Source organism: Actinacidiphila sp. bgisy145, assembly GCF_057708125.1.
Map to the genome: position 1 here is coordinate 197998 of NZ_JBYIRL010000007.1, position 20901 is coordinate 218898.

Here is a 20901-nt window from a genome sequence, read left to right on the forward strand (position 1 = left end):
AAGGGGCAGTTGGCGGCGGTGGGGCGTTAGGGGTGAGGCGCGGGCTAGGGGTGACGGCCGGGCCCGGAGTTAGGGGTTCCGGCCGTGGCGGCGGGCACGGGATGATCCGTTGCGCCGTACTGAACAGTAGCCGCCGCGCCGCCGGGCCACTATTGCCCCCGGCCCCGCGGAAATAGGCGGCGCCCATGACCGGTCGGCGCTTCTCCGGACGCCTTCGGGGACGAATGTTAGGGGTGTCGGGCCACTTGCCCGCTCCCGTAAATTCGTCCTTGTCGTCCTGCACGCCAGGAATTTCGTCCGGCCCGAGGTGAGGCTACATGGAACCCATGACCGAGGCAGTTCTCCGGGGTGCCGACCCGGACGAGTTGAGCCGCTTGCCGGTGCCCGAGGAATACCTCGCGGCGCATCTGCGGCAGGAAGACGCGGGCGTGTTCATGGGCATGGACAGTGCCGCCAAGGACGTCCGCCAGGCGGTGCGCGTGGGCCGGGTGCCGATGCCGGAACTGGCGCCCGACGAGGTGCTGGTGGCGGTGATGGCCAGCTCCGTCAACTACAACACCGTGTGGTCGGCGATGTTCGAGCCGATCTCCACCTTCGACGCGCTCAAGCGGCTGGCCAAGGGCGGCGGTTGGGACGCCCGGCACGACCAGCCCTACCACGTGCTCGGCTCCGACGCCGCGGGCGTGATCGTCCGCACCGGCTCCGGGGTGCGCCGCTGGCACGTCGGCGACCACGTCTCCGTCTCCCCCGTGCTCGCCGACGCCGAAGACCCCAGGACGCACGCCGACAGCCTGCTCTCCGACATGCAGGCGTGGGGCTACGAGACCAACTTCGGCGGCATGGCGCACTACGCGGTGGTCCGCGCCGGTCAGCTCATGCCCAAGCCCGGCCACCTCAGCTGGGAGGAGGCCGCCTGCATCCCGCTGTGCGGCGGCACCGCCTACCGGATGCTGATCGGCGAGCACGGCGCCCGGATGAAGCAGGGCGACGTGGTGCTGATCTGGGGCGCGACCGGCGGGCTCGGCTCGTTCGCCGTGCAGATGGTCAAGAACGGCGGCGGCGTGCCCGTCGGCGTGGTCAGCTCCGAGCCCAAGGCGGAACTCGCCCGCCGGCTCGGCTGCGACGTGGTGATCAACCGCCAGGAGATCGGCATCGGCTCCCAGCCGGAACCCGGGGCCGCCACGGTGAAGCTCGCCAAGCGGCTGGGCCGCGCGATCCGCCAGGAGGTCGGCGAGGACCCGCACATCGTCTTCGACTACATCGGCCGGGCCACCTTCGGCATGTCGGTGATCGTGGCCCGCCGCGGCGGCGCCGTCGTCACCTGCGGTTCCAGCTCCGGCTACGAGCACCACTACGACAACCGCTACCTGTGGATGAACCTCAAGCGCATCATCGGCAGCCACGGCATGAACCTCGCCGAGGCCACCGAGGCGATGCGGCTGAGCCGGCTCGGCAAGCTCTCCCCGGTGCTGTCCGCGGTGTACCCGCTGGCCGAAGCGGGCGAGGCGACCCGGCTGGTGCAGACGAACGGGCACACCGGCAAGGTCGGTGTGCTGTGCATGGCCCCCGAGGAGGGCCTCGGCGTCACCGACCCGCAACTGCGCGCCCGGCTGGGTGAGCACACGCTCAACCCGCTCCGGTCCGCGTAGGGCGGGCCCGCAACAGGAGGTGTGCCCCACGTGACCGCCATGGAACTCGCCTTACCGGCCGAGGTCGCCCGCACCCTGCCCGAGGCGCTGCGGGCCAGGAGCGAGCAGCAGCCCGACGCCGTCGCGTACGTCTTCCTGCACGACGGCGAGAACCCCGAGCAGACCCTGACCTACGGCGCGCTGGACCGGGCGGCCCGCGCCCGGGCGGCCGCCCTGGAGGCGGCCGGACTCGCCGGCGGCACCGCGCTGCTGCTCTACCCGTCCGGCCTGGAGTTCGTCGCCGCCCTGCTCGGCTGCATGTACGCCGGGACCGCGGGCGCGCCCGTGCAGGTGCCGACCCGCCGCCGCGGCATGGAGCGGGCCCGCCGGATCGCCGAGGACGCGGGCGCCAAGACGATCCTCACCACGCCCGCGGTCAAACGGGAGTTGGAGGAGCGCTTCGGCGACCTGCTGACCGGCCTGACCCTGATCGACACCACCGCGCTGCCGGACGCCCCGCCCGCCGGGTGGACTCCGCGGCCGCCCGCCCCGGACGACCTGGCGCTGCTCCAGTACACCTCCGGCTCCACCGGCGACCCCAAGGGCGTCGAGGTCACCCACGCCAACTTCCGCGCCAACGTCGCGGAGACCGTGGCGCTGTGGCCGGTGGGGTCGGACGGGACCGTCGTGAACTGGCTGCCGCTCTTCCATGACATGGGCCTGCTCTTCGGCGTGGTGCTGCCGCTGTTCACCGGCGTCCCGGCCTACCTGATGGCGCCCCAGGCGTTCATCCGGCGGCCCGCGCGCTGGCTGGAGGCGATCTCCCGCTTCCGCGGCACCCACGCCGCCGCGCCCAGCTTCGCCTACGAGCTGTGCGCGCGCGTCGCCGCGGACACCGTGGCGGCCGGCCTCGACCTGTCGTCCTGGCGGGTCGCGGTCAACGGCGCCGAGCCGGTGCGCTGGGCGACCGTACGGGACTTCACCGCCGCCTACGCGCCCGCCGGGTTCCGGCCGCAGGCCATGTGCCCGGGGTACGGCCTGGCCGAGAACACCCTCAAGCTCAGCGGCAGTCCGGCCGACCGGGTGCCCACGCTGCTGCGGGTCGACGCCGGGGCGCTCCAGGACGGCCGGGTGGTGCCGCTGACCGGCGCGGCGGCCGGGGACGGCGTGCCGCTGATGGGGTGCGGTGCGCCCGCGCCGACCACGCGGGTGGCCGTGGTGGACCCCGAGCGCGGCCGCGAGCAGCCGCCCGGGCGGGTCGGCGAGCTGTGGATCAACGGCCCCTGCGTCGCCCGCGGTTACCACGGCCGCCCGGCCGAGAGCGCCGCCGCCTTCGGCGCGGTGCTCGCCGGGCGCGGCGCGGACGGCACCTGGCTGCGGACCGGCGACCTGGGGTTCGTGCACGACGGGGAGGTCTTCGTCGCCGGGCGGCTGAAGGACGTGGTCATCCACCAGGGCCGCAACTTCTACCCGCAGGACATCGAGCTGTCGGCCGAACTCGGCGACCAGGCACTGCGCCCCAACTGCGCGGCGGCCTTCGCCCTGGACGACGGGAGCACCGAGCGGCTCGTCCTGCTGGTGGAGGCCGACGGGCGGGCGCTGCGCAACGGCGGCGCCGACGCGCTGCGGGCCCGGGTGCGCGCGTCCGTCTGGGACCGGCAGCGGCTGAAGGTCGACGAGGTGGTGGTGCTGCGCCGCGGGGCGCTGCCGAAGACCTCCAGCGGCAAGGTGCAGCGCCGGCTGGCCCGCAGCCGCTACCTGGACGGCGAGTTCGGCCCGGTGACGGCGGCGGCGCCCCGGCGGGCGGCCGCACCGGAAGCCGCACCCGCACCCGAACCCACACCAACACCGGCACCGGCACCGGCACCGGCACGGGAGGCGTGATGGCAGGCACGGTCACCCCGCTGGGTACGGCCACCTCGGCGGCCGGCTCGCGCATCCTGGGCGTCGGCGCCTACCGGCCCGGCCGGGTGGTGCCGAACGACGAACTCGTCCCGCTGATCGACTCCAGCGACGAGTGGATCAGGCGGCACTCCGGGATCGTCACCCGCCGCTTCGCCGACGCGGAGGAGACCGTCGTCGCGATGGCGGTCGCCGCGTCGCTCAAGGCGCTCGCCCAGTCCGGGGTGGCCGCCGAGGACATCGACCTGGTGCTGCTGGCCACCATGTCCCACCTGGAGCAGTCGCCCGCGGCCGCACCGCAGGTCGCGCACCAGGCCGGCGCCGCGGCGGCCGCGGCGATGGACGTGAGCGCGGCCTGCGCCGGCTTCGTGCACTCCCTCGCCCTGGCCGACGGGCTGATCAGGACCGGGGCCTGCCGGCACGTGCTGGTGGCCGGCTCGGAGCGGATGAGCGACATCGTGGACCCGCGCGACCGGGCCACCGCGTTCCTGTTCGGCGACGGCGCCGGCGCGGCGGTGGTCGGCCGGTCCGACACCCCCGGGATCGGCCCGGTGGTGTGGGGCGCCGACGGCGGGCAGAAGGAGACGATCACGCACTCCGCGTCGTGGCTGGAGCTGCGGGACGGCGCCACGCCCTGGCCGACGCTGCGGATGAACGGCCCTGCCGTCTACCGGTGGGCGATCGGGCTGGTCCCCGACCTGTGCCGCCGGGCGCTGGCCGCGGCCGACACCTCCCCGTCGCAGCTGGGCGCCTTCATCCCGCACCAGGCCAACCTGCGGATCGTCGAGTCGGCGGCGGCCGCGCTCGGCCTGCCACCGCACGTGGCGGTGGCCCGCGACGTGGTGGACACCGGCAACACCTCGGCGGCGTCGATCCCGATGGCGATGGAGCGCATGTTGGCGCAGGGCCGCGCCGGCAGCGGCGACCTCGCGCTGCTCGCGGGCTTCGGCGCCGGGCTCAACCACGGCGCCCTGGTGGTCGCCCTGCCCTGAGCGGGCCCTGCGGACGGCGCCTGCCGCATGCCCGCGGCCGGCGCCGAAACCATTCCTGTGAACATGACATTTTGTCATGGCACACCTCTGGCCAGGGCCTCACACGTTCGTATACCGTTGCGAATGATTTCGCCGGAATACGGCCACGGAACCCTGAAGCACAATTACCGTCAGGGATGCGTATAAATCACTGCAACGGGCGCGCTCTTCCCAAATACGGACCAGGGGCAGCAGAAAGCCAGCGACCCGGCATCCGCCGCCAAGGCCGCAGCGGTCAGCATGGACCACTGCCCGGAACGCGGCCAAGAGAAAGTCAAGAACACGCCATCACCCCGCAAAGACAGGCGCCCTTGACAGGCGATACACGGCCTGACGTATGCTCTGCGCACGAACGTCTGACAATTTACATTCACGCACCGGATATACTCGAAATCCACTCCCTATTCGCACGCGTTTTCGTGGGGGAAGCATTGGACATCGGGATTCTCGGGCCACTGGTCGTCGGCGCCAACGATAAGGACGCGGCGCCGAGCGCACCGAAGCCCCGGCAGCTGCTGGCGCTCCTGGCGGTCCGGGCCGACCGCGTGGTCCCGGTCGACGTGCTGGTCGACGAGTTGTGGGAGAGCACTCCACCGCCCAGCGCGCTCACCACGGTGCAGACCTACATCGTGCTGCTGCGCCGGCTGCTGGCGGCCGCGTTACGGGTCAGCGGCGCGGTGGTGGCGCAGCAGGTACTGACGTACACCGGTTGGGGATACCAGTTGTCGGCGGGCGAGGGCGCCCACGACGCCAGCGACTTCACCCGGCACGCCGCCCTCGGCCGCCGGGCGCTGGCCGCCGGGGACAACAGCCGGGCCTCGGCCGCCCTGCGCCAGGCGCTCGCCTGCTGGCGCGGACCGGCGCTGGTGGACGTGCGCACCGGCCCGCAACTGCTGGCCCACCGCGTCTCCCTGGAGGAACAGCGCATGGGCACCCTGGAGCAGCGCATTGAGGCCGACCTGCGGCTGGGCCGGCACCATGAGGTCATCGGAGAACTCTCCGGCCTGGTGGTCCAGCACCCGCTGCACGAGAATATCCACTCCCTTTTGATGGTGGCGCTGTACCGCTCGGGCCGCCCCGGCCAGGCGCTGGAGACTTTCCAGACGCTCCACCAGAACCTGCGCGACGAATTGGGAATGGAACCGTCGCCGCGTATACGGACGGTCCAGCAGGGAATTCTGCGCCGGGACTCGTCGCTGGAGGCCGACCAGGAGTCCAAGCTGTTCCTCCAGCAACTGACGCCCTGCCACCCCGCGAGCTGACCGCCGGCAGAAGCCGCACGCGGCGGAAAGCCGCCGCACCGCAGGTGCTCCCGGCCGGCGCCGGACCGGCCTGCGGCGGAGCGCCGGGCGCCGAGCGGCGCGTACGGCGGTGCCGCGGGCCGGATGTATTCTCCCGGCGGGGAACAGCGGCGGGGAACAGCGGAACTCAACGAGGCGGTCGCAGTGGCGCAGGACCGGAAGTCGGGGCGGGCGGGGCGGAGCGCGGTGCAGCAGGGCATCCGCCAGGCGCTCGCGGCCGGGGACATGGTGCCCGGCCAGCGGCTGGTGGAGCAGGAGCTGTCGGACGGCTTCGGCGTCACCCGCAGTTCGGTCCGCGAGGCCCTCCAGGAGCTGGCCGCCGAGGGGCTGGTGGAGTTGGTCCCCAACCGGGGCGCGCGGGTGCGCGTGGTGTCGGTGGAGGACGCCGTGCTGATCACGGAGTGCCGCTCGGCGCTGGAGGTCCTGTGCGCGCGGCGCGCGGCCGTGCACGCCACCGACGACCAGCGGCGCGCGCTCGAGGAGATCGGGGAGCGCATGCGCGCGGCCGTCGCCGAGGGGGCGCTGGACACGTATTCCGCGCTCAACCGCCGCCTGCACGACCTGGTGGCGGCCGCGAGCGGCCAGACGGTGGCCGAGTCGCTGCTCGACCGGCTCAACGGCCAGATGGTGCGCCACCAGTTCCGGCTGGCCGCCCGCGCCGGCCGCCCCGCCCAGTCGCTGCCGCAGCACCTGGCGATCATCGAGGCCGTCGCGGGCGGCGACGCGGACGCGGCGGAGAAGGCGACGCGGGCCCATCTCGACAGCGTGCTGGCGCAGTTGCGCGCCACCGCCGACAGCGGCCTGGGCGCGCTGTGAGGCGCGGCCAGGCCGGGCGGGCGGTGGCGCGCGGCCGGTTCACCAGGGCTGCGCCCCGTGGCCGGTTCACGCGGCGGTGGTGAACCCGGCGTCGAGCTCGGCGTTCAGCCGGACCCGGTCGATCGCGTTCTCCCACTTGCCGACCACCAGCGTGGCCACGCAGTTGCCCGCGATGTTGGTGAAGACGAAGGCCGCCGACAGGATGCTGTGGATGCCCAGCACCAGCGCGATGCTGTCCACCGGGATCTTGTGGGTGGAGCTGAGTGTCAGCGCCAGGACCGCGATCGCCGAGCCGGAGACCCCCGCGCCGCCCTTGGAGGTGAGCAGCAGGATCAGCAGCAGGCCGAGTTGGGCCTGCCAGCCCAGGTCGGTGCCGGTGGCCTGGGCGAGGAAGACGCTCACCGAGGCGAAGTACAGGCAGGTGCCGTCGTGGTTGAAGCTGTAGGCGGTGGGCAGCACCAGGCCGACCACCGACTCGTCGACGCCGAGCCGCTCCAGCTTCGAGGTGAGCTGCGGGAAGACGCTCTCCGAGGAGCTGGTGCCCAGCACCAGCAGCAGTTCGGCGCGGAAGTAGCGCAGCACCTTCAGCAGGCTGACGCCGGCGTACCGGGAGACCGGCCACAGCACCAGCAGGAAGAACAGCAGCACGATCAGGTAGAAGACGCCGATCAGCTTGCCCAGTGAGGTGAGCGTGCCCAGCCCGTACTTGGAGACGGTGTAGCCGATCGCGCCGAACGCGGCCAGCGGCGCGATCCGCATCACCTTGCCGATGATCCAGAACAGCGTGCGCTGCACGGTGCCGACCAGCTCCAGCACCGGGGCGCTGCGCTCGCCCAGCGAGGCCAGGCCGCAGGCGAACAGCACGGAGAAGACCAGCACCTGGAGGATGTCGCCCTGGGCGAACGCCTGCACCGCGGAGGTGTGGACCAGGCCGACGAGGAAGTCGTCGAAGCCCTCGGACTTGGCGGGTGCCGTGCCGGTGCCGCCCTGGTGTGACAGGTCGATGTGCACGCCGGAGCCGGGGTGCAGCACGTTGACCACGACCAGGCCGATGATCAGCGCGGCGGTGGTGATCACCTCGAAGTACACCAGGGCCCGGACGGCTATCCGGCCGACCTTCCCCAGGTCGCGCACGCTGGCGATGCCGTGGGTGACCGTGCAGAAGATGATCAGGCCGACGACCATCTGGATCAGGTGGATGAAGATGTCGCCGAGGAACTGCGTGTGCCGCCCCACCGCGGGGGCGTAGTTGCCCACGACGACGCCCAGCGCGACGCCTGCGAGGACCTGGACGGCCAGGTCCCGGTAGAACGGGGTAGGGGGTTTGGGCGCCGCGGGCGGCGCTCCCAGTGTGGCGGTCTCGCTCATCGTGGTATCCGGATTCTCCGTTGAAGGCCGGGTGGCCGGGTCTCGTCCGTGCGCCTCGGCGGACCCGTTGACGTCCCGACTGAATCCCACGTCGATCAGATTGTCAATAATCTTGCCGAAGATATAGTCGCCCGAAGCGCCCGCAATTCCGTACCGGCCGCGCGGCGCCACGACCCGCGCCGCTACCAGCCGTTCAGCCCGGTCGGCGGCTCGCTCGCCCGCAACTGCTCGATCACGCCCGCGAGTTGGGCCTCCGCCGCCGCGTCGGCCGCGTCCGGGTCGCCGGCCAGGACGGCGTCCACGATGGCCAGCAGCTGCGGCAGCGACTCCTGCGGGCGGCCGGGCCGCATGGCCAGGCGGAACTGGAAGCGCACCATCTGCGTGTTCAGCCGCTCCAACTGGCGCCGGGCGACGGCCTGGCCGCTGAACTCGATGACCAGGTCGTGCAAGCGCCGGTTGAGCGCCGAGTAGTCCTCGAAGGCGCCCTCGGCGACCGCCGCGCGCAGCCGCTCGCCGACCTCGGCCAGCGCGGCGCGCTGCTGCTCGTCGGCGTGCTCGGCCGCCTTGCGCGCGCACAGCCGCTCCAGCGCGGAGCGGCACTCGGTGATCTGGACCGCCTCCTCCACCGAGACCACCCTGATCCGGGCGCCGCGGTTGGGCACCAGCTCCACCAGGTCGTCGGAGGCGAGGTCGAGCAGCGCCTCGCGGACCGAGCTGCGCGTCACCCCCATCCGGTCGGCGAGGTCCTGCTCCACCAGCCGCTGCCCCGGCACGAGGTCGCCGACCCACAGCGCGCGCCGGATCTGCGCACTGACGTGCAGCCGCCCGGCCGCGCCCTTCATACGTGTACTGGTCACCTGGACCGGACTCCTCTCCCTGGCTCCCCCGCACCCGCTCGTTCGGCCGGTAACCTTACCATCGGCAATATTGTCAGCAATATGATTGACGACTACTATGCGGAGCGCAGCGCGCCCGGGCGCAGGGCCTTCTGGCCCCTGCCCGGCCACCCCGACCGCGAGGAGAACCGCGTTGATCATCGACTGCCACGGCCACTACACGACCGCGCCCGCGGCGCTGGGCGACTGGCGCGACCGCCAGGTCCAGGCGCTGGCGGGCGACGGCGAACCGCCCCGGCCCGCGGACCTGCGGATCGGCGACGACGAGATCCGCGCGTCCATCGAGGCCAACCAGCTGCGGCAGATGGACGAGCGCGGTATCGACGTGACCGTCTTCTCCCCGCGCGCGTCCTTCATGGCCCACCACGTCGGCGACTTCGCCACCTCGGCGGCGTGGGCGCGCTGCTGCAACGACCTGTGCGCCCGCGTCGGCGAGCTGTTCCCGGACCGGTTCGCGCCGGCCGCGATGCTGCCGCAGTCCCCCGGGGTCGACCCGGCCACCTGCATACCGGAGCTGGTCCGCGCGGTCGAGGAGCTGGGCGCCGTCGCGGTCAACCTCAACCCCGACCCCTCCGGCGGCCACTGGAGCGCGCCGCCGCTCACCGACCGCTCCTGGTACCCGCTCTACGAGAAGATCACCGAACTCGACGTGCCGGTGATGGTGCATGTAAGCACCAGCGACAACCCCGCGTTCCACACCACCGGCGCGCACTACCTCAACGCCGACACCACCGCCTTCATGCAGCTGCTGCAAGGCGACCTGTTCGCCGACTTCCCCACGCTGCGGCTGGTCATCCCGCACGGCGGCGGCTCGGTGCCCTACCACTGGGGGCGCTTCCGCGGCCTGGCGCAGGCGCTCGGCAGGCCGGAGCCGGCGCAGCACCTGCTGGGCAACGTCTTCTTCGACACCTGCGTGTACCACCAGCCCGGCATCGACCTGCTGCTGAAGGTGCTCCCGCCCGCCAACGTGCTCTTCGCCTCGGAGATGATCGGCGCGGTCCGCGGCGTCGACCCGGACACCGGGCACCACTTCGACGACACCCGCCGCTACGTCGAGCAGGCGGGCCTGGCGCCCGCGGACCTCGCGGCGATCACCGAGGGCAACGCCCGCCGGGTCTACCCCCGGCTCGACGCGCGGCTGCGCGCGGCCGGCCGCTGAGCCGCGCCCCCGCGCAGCGCACCAGCGCCCGCACCACACACCCCGCACCGCAGCACGTCCGAGCGGCATCCACCGAGAGGAACCCACCATGCAGGAACTCGGCGTCGTCCACACGACCATCGAGCGGGCCGACCCCGCCGCCGTGGCGCGGCTGTCCGCGCTGGGCGTGGCGACCGTGCACGAGGCGATGGGCCGGCTCGGCCTGATGCACCCGGCGATCCGCCCGGTCTACCCCGGCGCCCGGCTGTGCGGCACCGCGGTGACCGTGCTGCTCCAGCCCGGCGACAACTGGATGCTGCACGTCGCCGCCGAGCAGGTCCGGCCCGGTGACGTGGTGGTCGCCGCCTGCACCTCCGAGAGCCGCGACGGCTTCTTCGGCGAACTGCTGGCCACCTCGCTGCGGGCCCGCGGCGCGCGCGGCCTGGTGATCGACGGCGGCTGCCGCGACGTCGCCGACCTGGAGCGGATGGACTTCCCCGTCTTCAGCACCGCGATCCACGCCAAGGGCACCGTGAAGGCCACCCTCGGCTCGGTCAACGTGCCGGTGGTGTGCGCGAACACCCTGGTCACCCCGGGCGACGTGGTGCTCGCGGACGCCGACGGCGTGGTGGTCGTACCGGCCGCGCGGGCCACCGCGACCGCCGAGGCGGGCGAGGCCCGCGAAGCCGCCGAGGAGGTCAAGCGCGGCCGGCTCGCCGCGGGCGAACTCGGCCTGGACATCTACCGGATGCGCGAGACGCTGCGGGACCGCGGCCTGCGCTACGTCGACTGAACGGACCGGCCGACCGAGCCGACCGTGCCAACCGAAAGGAACCGACACCGCTCATGCTGGTGATCGACAGCCACACCCACGTCATCTCGACCGACGCCGCGCGCTACCCCGCCGACCCGATCGGCGGCCGCCGCTCCACCTGGTCGCAGGAGCACCCGGTCGACCTCGAGGGCCTGCTCGCCGCCCTGGACACCGCCGGCATCGACCGGGCCGTGGTCGTCCAGGCGTCCACCGTCTACGGCCACGACAACCGCTACCTGGCCGACTCCGTCGCCGCGCACCCGGACCGGCTGGTCGGCGTCCACTCGCTGGACGCGATGGCGCCCGACGCGGTGGAGCGGATCGCGCACTGGCGCTCCCGCGGGCTGTCGGGCTTCCGGCTGTTCACCACCGGCACCACCATGCCCGGCCAGGCCGACTGGCTCGGCCACCCCGACACCTTCCCCGCGTGGGAGTACGCCGAGGCGCACGACATCCCGATCTGCCTCCAGATGACGACCGACGGCATCCCGGCGCTGCGCGGCGCCCTCGAGCGCTTCCCGCGCACCCGGGTGCTGCTCGACCACTGCGCGCGCCCCGACCTGTCCGACGGGGCGCCCTACCGGAAGGCCGCGGCGCTCTTCACGCTGGCGCACTTCCCGGGCGTGCACCTGAAGCTCACCCACCGCGCGCTCGGCGCCGCCGCGAAGGGCGCCTCCACGGTGCCGGACTTCCTGGCCGCGCTGCTGTCGGCGTACGGCTCCGCGCGGCTGATGTGGGGCTCCAACTTCCCCGCCGCCGACGGCAAGCTCGCCGACCTGCTGGCCGAGGCCCGGTCGGCGCTGAGCGGCCTGCCGGCCGCCGACGCGGCGGCGGTCTTCGGCGGCACCGCGGACACCTTCTACTGGGGTGCGCGCCGCGCGGAGGCCGACCGTGCCTGAGACCCGCCTGAGCATCGCGCTGGACACCCACCCCGTCGGCACCCTGCTGCGCGGCGGCACCCTCACCGACCCGCGCGTGCGGCTGGACTTCGCCGACGTCGCACCGATCCACAAGGCGTTCGCGCCGATGGTGCGCGAGCAGCGCTACGACGTGAGCGAACTGGCCGTCGTCACCGCGCTCCAGGCGATCGCGCACGGCCACCCGGTCGCGGTGCTGCCGGTGGTGGTCGCCGCGCGCTTCCAGCGCAAGTGCCTGATCGCGCACCGGTCGCGGCCGGTCACCGACCCGGCGCAGCTGCGCGGCCGCCGGATCGGGGTGCGCGCCTACACCCAGACCACCGGGATGTGGGTGCGCAGCCACCTCGCGGAGGACTTCGGGCTGGCGGCCGACCAGTCGCAGTGGGTCACCCAGGACGAGGCGCACGTCCCGGAGTACGCCGACCCGCCGTTCGTGGACCGCTCGCTGTCCGGCAGCCTCGTCGAGGCGCTGCGCTCGGGCGCGGTGGACGCGGCTGTCCTCGGCAACGACCTGCCCGGCGGCGACGAGTTCGTGCCCGTCTTCGACCGCGCCGCGCAGCGCGACCGCGCCTGGTACGACGCCCACGGGTACGCGCCGGTCAACCACCTGGTGGCGGTCTCCACCGAGGTCCTGGCGCGGCAGCCTGACGCGGTCCGGGGCGCGTACGCGCTGCTGTGCCGCGCCGAGGAGACCGCCGCGCGGCAGGCCGCCGAACGGCAGCCGGACGCGCCGCGCCTGACGAGGTCGGGAGCGGACCGGCTGAGCGGCCCGATCGAGGAGATCGCCGCCGCGTGCCTGGCGCAGGGGCTGCTGCCCCGGCCGCTGACCGCCGAGGAGGTCTTCGGCCCGGCCCGCGACCTGCTCGCCGCCTGACCGCCCGGCCCGGCCCCGCCCGGCCCGCGACCTGCTCGCCGCCTGACCGGATCGGCGGCGAGCGGGGGATTCAGTCCGCGACCGGCGTGCGCCCGCCGGTCGTGGACTCCCCCACCGCCAGGCGGTAGGGGGCCAGATGGACCGCGTGGCGCGGCGCGGTCGCCGCGCCGATCCGGTCGGCGAGGGAGGTGACCGCCAGCGACGCGATGGCCGCCTTGTCGGGCACCACCGAGGTCAGCGAGGGGATGGCGTACCGGCCCTCGTCGGTGCCGTCGACGCTGGCCACCGCGATGTCGCCGGGCACCGCGAGCCCGGCCTCGTGGAAGGCGCGGATCGCGCCGACGGCCAGCAGGTCGTTGAAGCAGAAGACCGCGTCGGGGCGGCTGCCGGCCGGGAGCGCGGCGAGCGTGCGGCCGGCGTGCAGGCCGCTGCGCCGGTCGAACTCCTCGACCGGCGGCGCCAGGCGCGGGTCGAAGGGCAGTCCGGCCTCGTGCAGGGCGAGTTGGAAGCCCTCCAGGCGCTGGCGGCTGGTCGCGGAGTGCTGCCGGTCCACGCCGACGGCCGCGAACCGGGTCCGGCCCAGGGACGCGAGGTGGGCGGTGGCCTCGCGGGCGGCGGCCACGTTGTCGATCAGTACGTGGTCGGTGGCGAGCTGCTCCCGGCCGTCCTCGCGCTCGCCGAGCAGCACCAGCGGGAAGCCGGCCGTGGTGGCGGCGAGTTCGTCGAAGGGCACCCGCAGCGGGGAGAGGATCACCCCGTCCAGCAGGGCCGAGCCGAGCCCGCTGGCCAGCCGCAGTTCCTCGTGGGCGTCGCCGAGGGTCTCCTCGATGAGCACCGTCAGCCCGATCCGGGACGCCTCGGTCCGTACGTGGTGGGCGAGTTCGGCGAAGTACGGGGTGGCCAGGAAGGGCACCGCCAGCGCGATCAGCCCGCTGCGGCCGGTGCGCAGCCGCACCGCCGAGGGGTTGGGCCGGTAGCCGAGCTCCTGCACCGCGGCCATGACGCGCTCCCGGGTGGCGGGCGCCACCTTCGACATTCCGCGTACAACGTTGGAAACCGTCTTGACGGAGACGCCCGCCCGGTCGGCGACGTCCTTGAGCCTCACTGCCGTCACGTAACTCCCCTTCTGAGCGGTGCCTCATTGTAGGGCAGTTCCCCGCAGACCGGCTCCCCTTCGGCGACACGGGCGATCCGGCGGCGCCCTAAGGGTTGACCGCCCGTACGCACGCTGGTTACAACGTTGGAACAGCGAGGCGAAGGAGCCGTCGGTCTGCCCCTGCTGCGGGGTTCCGCTGCGCCTCGCGCCTTGCGTGACGTACCGCCAGCCGCACGAGAGGGCCCGTATGTCCCCGCACGAACCGCTGCCCCCGCACCTCCCGGCCACCCCGCTGCGCACCGCCGTGGTGGGCGCCGGAGCCATCGCCCGCGGCGCCCACCTGCCCGCCCTCGCCGCGCTCGCGGACGAGGGCGGGGTGCAGGTCGCCGCCGTCGTGGACGTCGCCGAGGACGCGGCCCGCGCCGCCGCCGGACAGTTCGCCGTACCCGGCGCCTTCACCGATGTCGGCGCCATGCTCGACCAGGTGCGCCCGGACCTGGTGGTGCTGTGCACTCCGCCGGCCCTGCACCGGGAGCAGGCCATCGCCGCGCTGCGGGCCGGCGCCCATGTGTGGTGCGAGAAGCCGCCCTGCCCCTCGCTCGCCGACTACGACGCGGTCGCGGCCGCCGCGGGCCCCGCGCCCGGCGCGCCCACCGCCTCCTACGTCTTCCAGCACCGCTTCGGCTCCGGGGCCCGCCATGTGCGCCGGCTGCTGCACGAGGGCGCCTTCGGCCGGCCGCTGGTCGCGCACTGCCAGACCACCTGGTACCGGGACGCCGCCTACTACGCGGTGCCCTGGCGCGGCCGCTGGGACACCGAGGGCGGCGGCCCGGCGATGGGCCACGGCATCCACCAGACCGACCTGCTGCTGGACCTGATGGGGCCGTGGCAGGAGATCCGCGCGATGGCCGCCCGGCTGGTGCACGACGTGCAGACCGAGGACGTCTCCACCGCGCAGGTCCGCTTCGCCGGCGGCGCGGTGGCCACCGTCGTCAACAGCGTGCTCAGCCCCGACGAGGTCAGCCGGATCAGGATCGACTGCGAGCTCGCCACCATCGAGCTGACCCACCTGTACGGTTACCGCAACGCCGACTGGCGGATCACCCCGGCCCCCGGCGTCCCCGCGCGGACCGCCGCGGCCTGGCACGACTTCGGCCCCGACGAGCCGAGCTCCCACCTGGCCCAACTGCGCGCCCTGGTGGCCGACATCCGCGCCGGCACCCCGCACCCGACCAGCGGCGGGGGCGGCCGCCGGGTCGTGGAGTTCACCGCCGCGCTCTACAAGTCCGCCTTCACCGACAGCACCGTCCGGGCCGGGCAGATCCGCCCCGGCGACCCGTTCTACGCCGCCATGCACGGCGGCGCCCCCGACCGGCTCCCGGTCGGCGCCCGCGAGGAGGAGCAGCCCGCATGACGCTCTCGCTGACCCACGTCCACGACGACCGGATCACCGTCACCCACCAGGGCACCGGTACCGAGCTGTTCGCGTACGTCTACCGCCCGGAGGCCGCCTGGGAGGCGCCCAAGCCCTACCTCCACCCGATCCGCACCCTCGCCGGCGGCCTCGTCACCGACTACCGCCCCAACGACCACCGCTGGCACAAGGGCCTCCAGCTGACGGCCTCGCACCTGTCGGGCCAGAACCTGTGGGGCGGCAACACCTATGTGCACGGCGAGGGCTACCTCGCGCTGCCGGAGCGGGTCGGCTCGATGGCGCACACCGGCTTCGACGAGGTGTCCGCCGGCCCGGACGGCGTGGTGATCGCCGAGCGCCTGAGCTGGCACCCGCACGACGGCTCGCTGTGGGCGCGGGAGGAGCGCCGGATCGAGGTGCGGGCCGACGCCGACGCCGGCAGCTGGAGCCTGACCTGGTCCTCCGCGGTCACCAACCGGCGGGACGAGCCGCTGCGGTTCGGCAGCCCCACCACCGCCGGGCGCCCCGACGCCGGCTACACCGGGCTGTTCTGGCGCGGCCCGCGGGCCTTCCGCGACGGGCACGCCTTCACCGAGGACGCCGACAGCGCCGAGCGCGACCTGATGGGGCATCAGGCGCCCTGGCTCGCCTACAGCGGCGAGCACGACGGCCGCGACGGGCACGCCACCCTCGTCTTCGAGCACGCGCCGGGCAACGACCACACCGGCGCGAAGGGCACCCACCCCGCGCACTGGTTCGTCCGCACCGACCCCTTCGCCGCCGTCGCCCCGTCCTTCGCCTTCCACCAGGAGCTGGTGCTCGACCCCGGCGACACCCTCGCCCGCGCCTACCGCGTCCACGTCGCCGACGGCGCCTGGGACCGGGCCGCGGTCATCGCACACCTGGAGCGTCATCCGTGGTGACCGGATACGACGGGTTCCCCGGGGCGGTCGGCGTCTCCCGGCTGAGCGTCTACGACTGGCCGACCGTCGACGGCCGCCCCGGCGGCGGCACCCCGCACCTGCACCTGACGTGCAGCGAGGGATACGTCGTCACCGGCGGCGAGGGCGCCGTGCAGACGCTGACCGCCGGCGGCTTCGAGGAGACCGAGCTGCGCGCCGGCACCGTGGTGTGGTTCACCCCCGGCACCATCCACCGGCTGGTCAACACCGGGGAGCTGCGGATCACCGTCGTCATGCAGAACGACGGGCTGCCCGAGGCGGGCGACGCGGTCCTCACGCTGCCGCCGCACCTGCTCACCGACCCGGATACCTACGCGGCCGCGGTCCGGCTGCCGGCCGGGGAGGGCGAGGCCGCGCAGGCGGAGGCGGCCCGCGCCCGCCGCGACCTGGCCACCCGCCGCTTCACCGAGTTGCGGGCGGCGGTCGCCGCGGGCGACCCGGAGCCGCTGGCCGCCTTCCACCGCGCGGCGGCCGCGCTGGTGCGGCCGCGGCTAGCCGACTGGGAGCGCCGCTGGCGCGAGGGCGCCGCAGCCGCGGCCGCCGCCACCCGCGACCAGCTCGCCGCGCTGGCCGCGGGCGACCCGGGCCACCTGGCCGCGGCCCGCACCCATGCCACCGGCCCCACCGCCACCGGGCGGTTCGGCATGTGCGGCCGGCTCGACGTCTACCACGGCGCGTAGCCGCCCCGCCCGTACGGCCCCGCCCCACCACCCCTCAACACCCGCCGACCCGAGCGCCGGACCCCACCGCGAGCCGCACCGACCGTACGCCCGCACCCACCCCTCACCCCCGCGCACCCGACGCCACCCGCCGAATCGACCGCGGGCGATACCGCCTGCCCGCCCGGCGCCGCCCGGCACCTGTCCCCCATCACCCCACCCCGTCCCGAAAGGCCACCATGCCCGAGCCCCGAAGCGGCCGGCGCCGGTTCCTCCGCCGCCGGGCGGCCACCGCGGCACTCGCCGCCGCCTTCAGCACCGTCCTCCTGGCCGGCCTCACCTCCTGCGGCGCCTCCGACGCCGGCGGCCACATCACCCTCACCTTCTCCTGGTGGGGCAACGACGACCGGCAGGCCCGCACCGAGCAGGCCGTGAAGCTGTTCGAGAAGGCGCACCCCGGCGTCACCGTCCAGATGTCCAACGCCGACTTCGGCTCCTACAAGCAGCGGCTGTCCACCCAGGCCGCGGGCGGCGGCATACCCGACCTGGCCCAGCTGGACTACCGCCAGATCTCCCAGTTCGCGGGCGGCGGCGCGCTGCTCCCGCTGGACCGGTACGTCAAGGACGGCACCCTGGACACCGGCGAGATGGACGCCTCGCTGGTCCGCACCGGCCACCTCGACGGCAAGCAGTACGCCCTGCCGATGGGCCGCGGCATCACCGGCTACGTCTACGACGCCACCGTCTTCGCCCAGGCCGGCATCCCGGCACCCCAACCCTCCTGGACCTGGGAGGACTGGGCCCAGGTCGCCGCGAAGATCACCGCCATGAAGCTGAAGACCCCCGACGGGCGGACCGCGGCGGGCGCCAACGACGGCGGCAGCAACGAGGACGTCTTCGAGGACTGGCTGCGCGGCCACGGCAAGCAGCTGTACGCCGGCCCCAGCACCCTCGGCTACACCGAGCAGGACCTCGCCGCCTTCTGGAGCTTCTGCCACCGGCTCCAGAAGTCCGGGGCGCTGGTGTCGTCAAAGGACAGCGCGCAGGCCGACGCGACCGGCATCAGCGCCTTCAGCCGCGGCCTGGACGCCCTGGACTACTCCTGGGACGCCACCTTCACCGGCTTCACCAGCCCCAGCGGGCACACCATCCGCTACGCCCCGGTCCCCACCGTCGGCGGCCGGGCCGGCTCCTACTTCAAGCCCACCATGCTCATCGGCATCGGCGCCCACTCCAAGCACCCGAAGGAGGCCGCCGAGTTGATGGACTTCCTCCTCAACGACCCGCGGGCCGGCGACGTCCTGGGCGTCACCCGCTCCCAGCCGCCCAACCGGAAGATCGCCGCCGCGGTCGACCGCAAGCTGACCGGTCCCGACCGGCAGGTGTGGCAGTTCGACGAGGAGATGGAGAAGTACGGCGTGCAGCCGCCGCCGTCCGCACCCCCCAAGGGCGATGTCGCGATCGAGAGCGCCTTCACCCGCGAGTACCAGCGGGTGGAGTTCGGGCTCGCCTCGCCGCGGAAGGCGGCCCACGAACTGATCGTCCAGGCGAAGCAGGAGCTGGAGTCATGACCGTCGCGCCGATCGAACTGCCCGAGCCCGCCGGGCGCACCGCGGCGGGAAGCACCCGGCCCGGCCGCACACCGCGCCGCCGCGAGGCGCGCTGGCCCGCGTACGTCTTCCTCACCCCGTGGATGATCGGCGCCCTCGCGGTCACCCTGGTGCCGATGGCGGTCTCGCTGTACCTCTCCTTCACCAGCTACGACATGTTCAGCGCCCCGCACTGGGTGGGCCTGCGCAACTACCGCGAGATGCTCACCTCCGACCCGCGCTTCTGGCGGTCGGTGCTGACCACCCTGAAGTACGTGGTCATCGCGGTGCCGCTGAAGCTGGCGCTGGCGCTCGGCGCGGCGCTGCTGCTCAGGCGGCTCAGCCGCGGCCGCGGCTTCTACCGGTCGGCGTTCTACGCCCCCTCGCTGCTGGGCGCGAGCATGTCGATCGCCCTGGTCTTCCGGGCGCTGTTCAACGACGGCGGCACCGTGGACAAGGTGCTGGGCACCTTCGGCATCCACATCGGCGGCTGGGTCGGCAACCCGCACCTGGCCACCTACGTGGTGGTGCTGCTGACCATCTGGCAGTTCGGCGCCCCCATGGTCATCTTCCTCGCCGGCCTCCAGCAGATCTCGCCGGAGCTGTACGAGGCGGCCGCGCTCGACGGGGCGGGCCCCTGGCGGCAGTTCGCCGCCATCACGGTGCCGATGCTCTCGCCGGTGGTCTTCTTCAACCTGGTGCTGGAGATGATCCAGTCCTTCCAGGTCTTCACGCCCGCCTTCGTGGTCAGCGGCGGCAACGGCGGCCCGGCCGACTCCACCCTCTTCTACACGCTCTACCTCTACGAGCGCGGGTTCACCGCCTCGCACATGGGCTACGCCTCGGCCATGGCCTGGCTGATGCTGCTCGCCATCGCGGCGGTCACCGCGGTGATGTTCAAGGTCTCCCGGTCCTGGGTGTTCTACGCGGACGAGGCGGAATGATGAACCAGACCCTGCAACGCCGGCTGCCCCACGTGGTGGCCCTGCTCGCGCTGATCGCCCTGCTCTACCCGCTGCTGTGGCTGCTGGTGACCTCGGTGAAGCCCGCCGACGAGGTGGTGACCAGCGTCGACCTGTGGCCGCACCACTTCGAGTGGAGCAACTACAGCACCGCGCTGGACGGCGTCTCGGGCGTGTCGGTGCCCCGGCTGCTCGGCAACAGCCTGCTGATCAGCCTGGGCGCGGTGGTCGGCAACGTGGTGTCCTGCTCGCTGGCCGCCTACGCCTTCGCCCGGCTGCGGTTCCGGATGCGCGGCCCGATGTTCGCCTTCACCGTGGCGACGTTGATGCTGCCGCAGCACGTGGTGCTGATCCCGCAGTACATCATCTTCAACAAGCTCGGCATGACGAACACCTACTGGCCGCTGGTGCTGCCGAAGTTCCTCGCGGTGGAGGCGTTCTTCGTCTTCCTCATCGTGCAGTTCATGCGGAACCTGCCCCGGGACCTGGAGGAGGCCGCGCGGATCGACGGCTGCGGCCCGTTCCGGTCGTTCTTCCACATCATCCTGCCGCTGAGCCGGCCGGCGCTGATCACCACCGCGATCTTCTCGTTCATCTGGTCCTGGAACGACTTCTTCGCGCAGATGATCTACCTGTTCTCGCCGCAGAAGGCCACGATCACCCTCGCGCTGCGGAACTTCGTCGACCAGTCGAGCACCTCCGCCTACGGGCCGATGTTCGCGATGTCGGTGATCTCGGTGCTGCCGATCGTGCTGTTCTTCTTCGTCTTCCAGCGCTACCTGGTGCAGGGCATGGCCACATCCGGACTCAAGGGCTGAGGAGGAGCGTTGACCCGCACATCCGCAACCGCAACCGCACCCGCGACCGCATCCGCGACCGCACCCGCCACCGCACCCGCGGCCGTCTCCCGACGGGCGCACCGCGAACCGGGCGAGGTGTTCGGCGCCGGCTTCACCCTCTTCGCCGACATGCTGCTGGTGGGGGTGGTCACCGCGGTGGCCTGCCTGCCGGTGGTCACCGCCCCGGCGGCGCTGTCGGCGGCCAGTTCCGCGCTGCGCCGCAGCGCGGCGACCGGAGTGCAGGTCAAGGCGGGCGACCTGCTGGCCGGCCTGCGGGAGCGGCTGACCCCTTCCGCGCTCGCCAAGGGCCTGCTGCCGCCGGCGTTCGCGGTCCTGCTGCTGCTCGACGAGCGGCTGCTGCGCGCCGGGCTGCCCGGGGCGGGCCTGATGGCGCCGGTCCTGCTGCTGCTCGCGGTCGGCGCCGCCGCGGTCGGCCTGCGCGCGGTCGCCCTGGACGGGCCGCACCGGCTCTGCGGCCGTCAGGCGCTGGCCCGTTCGCTGGCCGACCCGCGCGGCACCGCGCTGCTGGCCGCCGCCGCGGTGCTCGCGGCGGTCCTGGTGTGGGCGATGCCCGTCCTGCTGCCGCTGCTGCCCGGCCCGCTCGCCCTCGCCGCGACCGCCGTGGACGTCCGCCACCGCCCGCCGGCGGTGTCCGGGACGGGCCGCTGACGGGGGCGGCGGGCGGGCGGCCCGGC

The 20901-nt window shown here is 73.6% G+C and carries 19 protein-coding genes; 16 read left to right on the forward strand and 3 right to left on the reverse strand.

What is annotated here, in order from left to right:
* Positions 1-317: 317 nt before the first annotated feature.
* The 5 genes from ccrA to AC3ERT_RS08915 all read left to right on the forward strand — a co-directional run bounded on the left by ccrA (position 318) and on the right by AC3ERT_RS08915 (position 6678).
* Positions 318-1649, forward strand: a complete 1332-nt coding sequence (ccrA, locus tag AC3ERT_RS08895; RefSeq protein WP_335984064.1) for a crotonyl-CoA carboxylase/reductase — start codon at positions 318-320, stop codon at positions 1647-1649.
* Between the two features lie 39 nt (positions 1650-1688).
* Positions 1689-3512, forward strand: coding sequence for a fatty acyl-AMP ligase (locus tag AC3ERT_RS08900; protein ID WP_435173561.1), 1824 nt, complete (start codon positions 1689-1691; stop codon positions 3510-3512).
* Positions 3512-4522, forward strand: coding sequence for a beta-ketoacyl-ACP synthase III (locus AC3ERT_RS08905; RefSeq protein ID WP_435173535.1), 1011 nt, complete (start codon positions 3512-3514; stop codon positions 4520-4522). Before AC3ERT_RS08900 ends, AC3ERT_RS08905 begins: the two co-directional genes overlap by 1 nt.
* A gap of 470 nt (positions 4523-4992) precedes the next feature.
* Positions 4993-5823, forward strand: coding sequence for an AfsR/SARP family transcriptional regulator (locus AC3ERT_RS08910; RefSeq protein WP_435173537.1), 831 nt, complete (start codon positions 4993-4995; stop codon positions 5821-5823).
* 183 nt (positions 5824-6006) lie between these two features.
* Positions 6007-6678: a GntR family transcriptional regulator gene (locus AC3ERT_RS08915; RefSeq protein ID WP_335984070.1), complete on the forward strand. Its 672-nt coding sequence runs from the start codon at positions 6007-6009 to the stop codon at positions 6676-6678.
* Between the two features lie 66 nt (positions 6679-6744).
* On the opposite strand, the gene AC3ERT_RS08920 is transcribed toward AC3ERT_RS08915, so the two are convergent.
* Positions 6745-8046 (reverse strand): cation:dicarboxylate symporter family transporter, encoded by a 1302-nt coding sequence (locus tag AC3ERT_RS08920; protein WP_435173538.1) that lies wholly within the window; start codon positions 8044-8046, stop codon positions 6745-6747.
* Positions 8047-8228: 182 nt separating this feature from the next.
* Positions 8229-8888 (reverse strand): GntR family transcriptional regulator, encoded by a 660-nt coding sequence (locus AC3ERT_RS08925; protein ID WP_335984109.1) that lies wholly within the window; start codon positions 8886-8888, stop codon positions 8229-8231.
* A 187-nt stretch (positions 8889-9075) separates the two neighbouring features.
* Here AC3ERT_RS08925 and AC3ERT_RS08930 point away from each other — a divergent pair, with 187 nt between their 5' ends.
* The 4 genes from AC3ERT_RS08930 to AC3ERT_RS08945 all read left to right on the forward strand — a co-directional run bounded on the left by AC3ERT_RS08930 (position 9076) and on the right by AC3ERT_RS08945 (position 12685).
* Entirely contained in the window at positions 9076-10101 is a 1026-nt protein-coding gene (locus AC3ERT_RS08930) for an amidohydrolase family protein (protein WP_435173540.1), read from the forward strand.
* An 88-nt stretch (positions 10102-10189) separates the two neighbouring features.
* On the forward strand, positions 10190-10873 hold the full coding sequence (gene ligK, locus AC3ERT_RS08935) for a 4-carboxy-4-hydroxy-2-oxoadipate aldolase/oxaloacetate decarboxylase (protein WP_335984076.1): 684 nt from the start codon (positions 10190-10192) through the stop codon (positions 10871-10873).
* A gap of 53 nt (positions 10874-10926) precedes the next feature.
* The gene (locus AC3ERT_RS08940) at positions 10927-11793 is read left to right on the forward strand and encodes an amidohydrolase family protein (protein ID WP_435173542.1); all 867 of its coding nucleotides are present in this window, start codon (positions 10927-10929) and stop codon (positions 11791-11793) included.
* Positions 11786-12685, forward strand: coding sequence for a substrate-binding domain-containing protein (locus tag AC3ERT_RS08945; protein WP_435173544.1), 900 nt, complete (start codon positions 11786-11788; stop codon positions 12683-12685). The genes AC3ERT_RS08940 and AC3ERT_RS08945 overlap by 8 nt, the downstream gene beginning before the upstream one ends.
* Before the next feature lie 70 nt (positions 12686-12755).
* Here AC3ERT_RS08945 and AC3ERT_RS08950 read toward each other — a convergent pair whose 3' ends face one another.
* Complete coding sequence (locus AC3ERT_RS08950) at positions 12756-13799, reverse strand: LacI family DNA-binding transcriptional regulator (RefSeq protein WP_435173546.1); 1044 nt, start codon at positions 13797-13799, stop codon at positions 12756-12758.
* A gap of 229 nt (positions 13800-14028) precedes the next feature.
* On the opposite strand from AC3ERT_RS08950, the gene AC3ERT_RS08955 reads away from it, so the two are divergent.
* The 7 genes from AC3ERT_RS08955 to AC3ERT_RS08985 all read left to right on the forward strand — a co-directional run bounded on the left by AC3ERT_RS08955 (position 14029) and on the right by AC3ERT_RS08985 (position 20875).
* On the forward strand, positions 14029-15195 hold the full coding sequence (locus tag AC3ERT_RS08955; protein WP_435136198.1) for a Gfo/Idh/MocA family protein: 1167 nt from the start codon (positions 14029-14031) through the stop codon (positions 15193-15195).
* Positions 15192-16118 (forward strand): DUF6807 domain-containing protein, encoded by a 927-nt coding sequence (locus AC3ERT_RS08960; protein WP_435173547.1) that lies wholly within the window; start codon positions 15192-15194, stop codon positions 16116-16118. The genes AC3ERT_RS08955 and AC3ERT_RS08960 overlap by 4 nt, the downstream gene beginning before the upstream one ends.
* Positions 16115-16837: a cupin domain-containing protein gene (locus AC3ERT_RS08965; protein ID WP_335984089.1), complete on the forward strand. Its 723-nt coding sequence runs from the start codon at positions 16115-16117 to the stop codon at positions 16835-16837. The genes AC3ERT_RS08960 and AC3ERT_RS08965 overlap by 4 nt, the downstream gene beginning before the upstream one ends.
* 218 nt (positions 16838-17055) lie before the next feature.
* On the forward strand, positions 17056-18387 hold the full coding sequence (locus AC3ERT_RS08970; RefSeq protein WP_435173548.1) for an ABC transporter substrate-binding protein: 1332 nt from the start codon (positions 17056-17058) through the stop codon (positions 18385-18387).
* Entirely contained in the window at positions 18384-19349 is a 966-nt protein-coding gene (locus tag AC3ERT_RS08975; protein ID WP_435136210.1) for a carbohydrate ABC transporter permease, read from the forward strand. The genes AC3ERT_RS08970 and AC3ERT_RS08975 overlap by 4 nt, the downstream gene beginning before the upstream one ends.
* A complete protein-coding gene (locus tag AC3ERT_RS08980; RefSeq protein WP_435136213.1) occupies positions 19346-20185 on the forward strand; it encodes a carbohydrate ABC transporter permease in 840 nt (279 codons plus the stop codon). The genes AC3ERT_RS08975 and AC3ERT_RS08980 overlap by 4 nt, the downstream gene beginning before the upstream one ends.
* Before the next feature lie 9 nt (positions 20186-20194).
* Positions 20195-20875, forward strand: a complete 681-nt coding sequence (locus AC3ERT_RS08985; RefSeq protein ID WP_435173550.1) for a hypothetical protein — start codon at positions 20195-20197, stop codon at positions 20873-20875.
* Positions 20876-20901: the final 26 nt, after the last annotated feature.

Excerpts from the sequence above, each read along its gene's own strand:
- ccrA (WP_335984064.1), top strand. The coding sequence starts at position 318 with ATGGAACCCATGACCGAGGCAGTTCTCCGGGGTGCCGACCCGGACGAG.
- AC3ERT_RS08900 (WP_435173561.1), top strand. The coding sequence starts at position 1,689 with ATGGAACTCGCCTTACCGGCCGAGGTCGCCCGCACCCTGCCCGAGGCG.
- AC3ERT_RS08905 (WP_435173535.1), top strand. The coding sequence starts at position 3,512 with ATGGCAGGCACGGTCACCCCGCTGGGTACGGCCACCTCGGCGGCCGGC.
- AC3ERT_RS08920 (WP_435173538.1), bottom strand. The coding sequence starts at position 8,046 with ATGAGCGAGACCGCCACACTGGGAGCGCCGCCCGCGGCGCCCAAACCC.
- AC3ERT_RS08925 (WP_335984109.1), bottom strand. The coding sequence starts at position 8,888 with ATGAAGGGCGCGGCCGGGCGGCTGCACGTCAGTGCGCAGATCCGGCGC.
- ligK (WP_335984076.1), top strand. The coding sequence starts at position 10,190 with ATGCAGGAACTCGGCGTCGTCCACACGACCATCGAGCGGGCCGACCCC.
- AC3ERT_RS08940 (WP_435173542.1), top strand. The coding sequence starts at position 10,927 with ATGCTGGTGATCGACAGCCACACCCACGTCATCTCGACCGACGCCGCG.
- AC3ERT_RS08955 (WP_435136198.1), top strand. The coding sequence starts at position 14,029 with ATGTCCCCGCACGAACCGCTGCCCCCGCACCTCCCGGCCACCCCGCTG.
- AC3ERT_RS08960 (WP_435173547.1), top strand. The coding sequence starts at position 15,192 with ATGACGCTCTCGCTGACCCACGTCCACGACGACCGGATCACCGTCACC.
- AC3ERT_RS08970 (WP_435173548.1), top strand. The coding sequence starts at position 17,056 with ATGCCCGAGCCCCGAAGCGGCCGGCGCCGGTTCCTCCGCCGCCGGGCG.
- AC3ERT_RS08975 (WP_435136210.1), top strand. The coding sequence starts at position 18,384 with ATGACCGTCGCGCCGATCGAACTGCCCGAGCCCGCCGGGCGCACCGCG.
- AC3ERT_RS08980 (WP_435136213.1), top strand. The coding sequence starts at position 19,346 with ATGATGAACCAGACCCTGCAACGCCGGCTGCCCCACGTGGTGGCCCTG.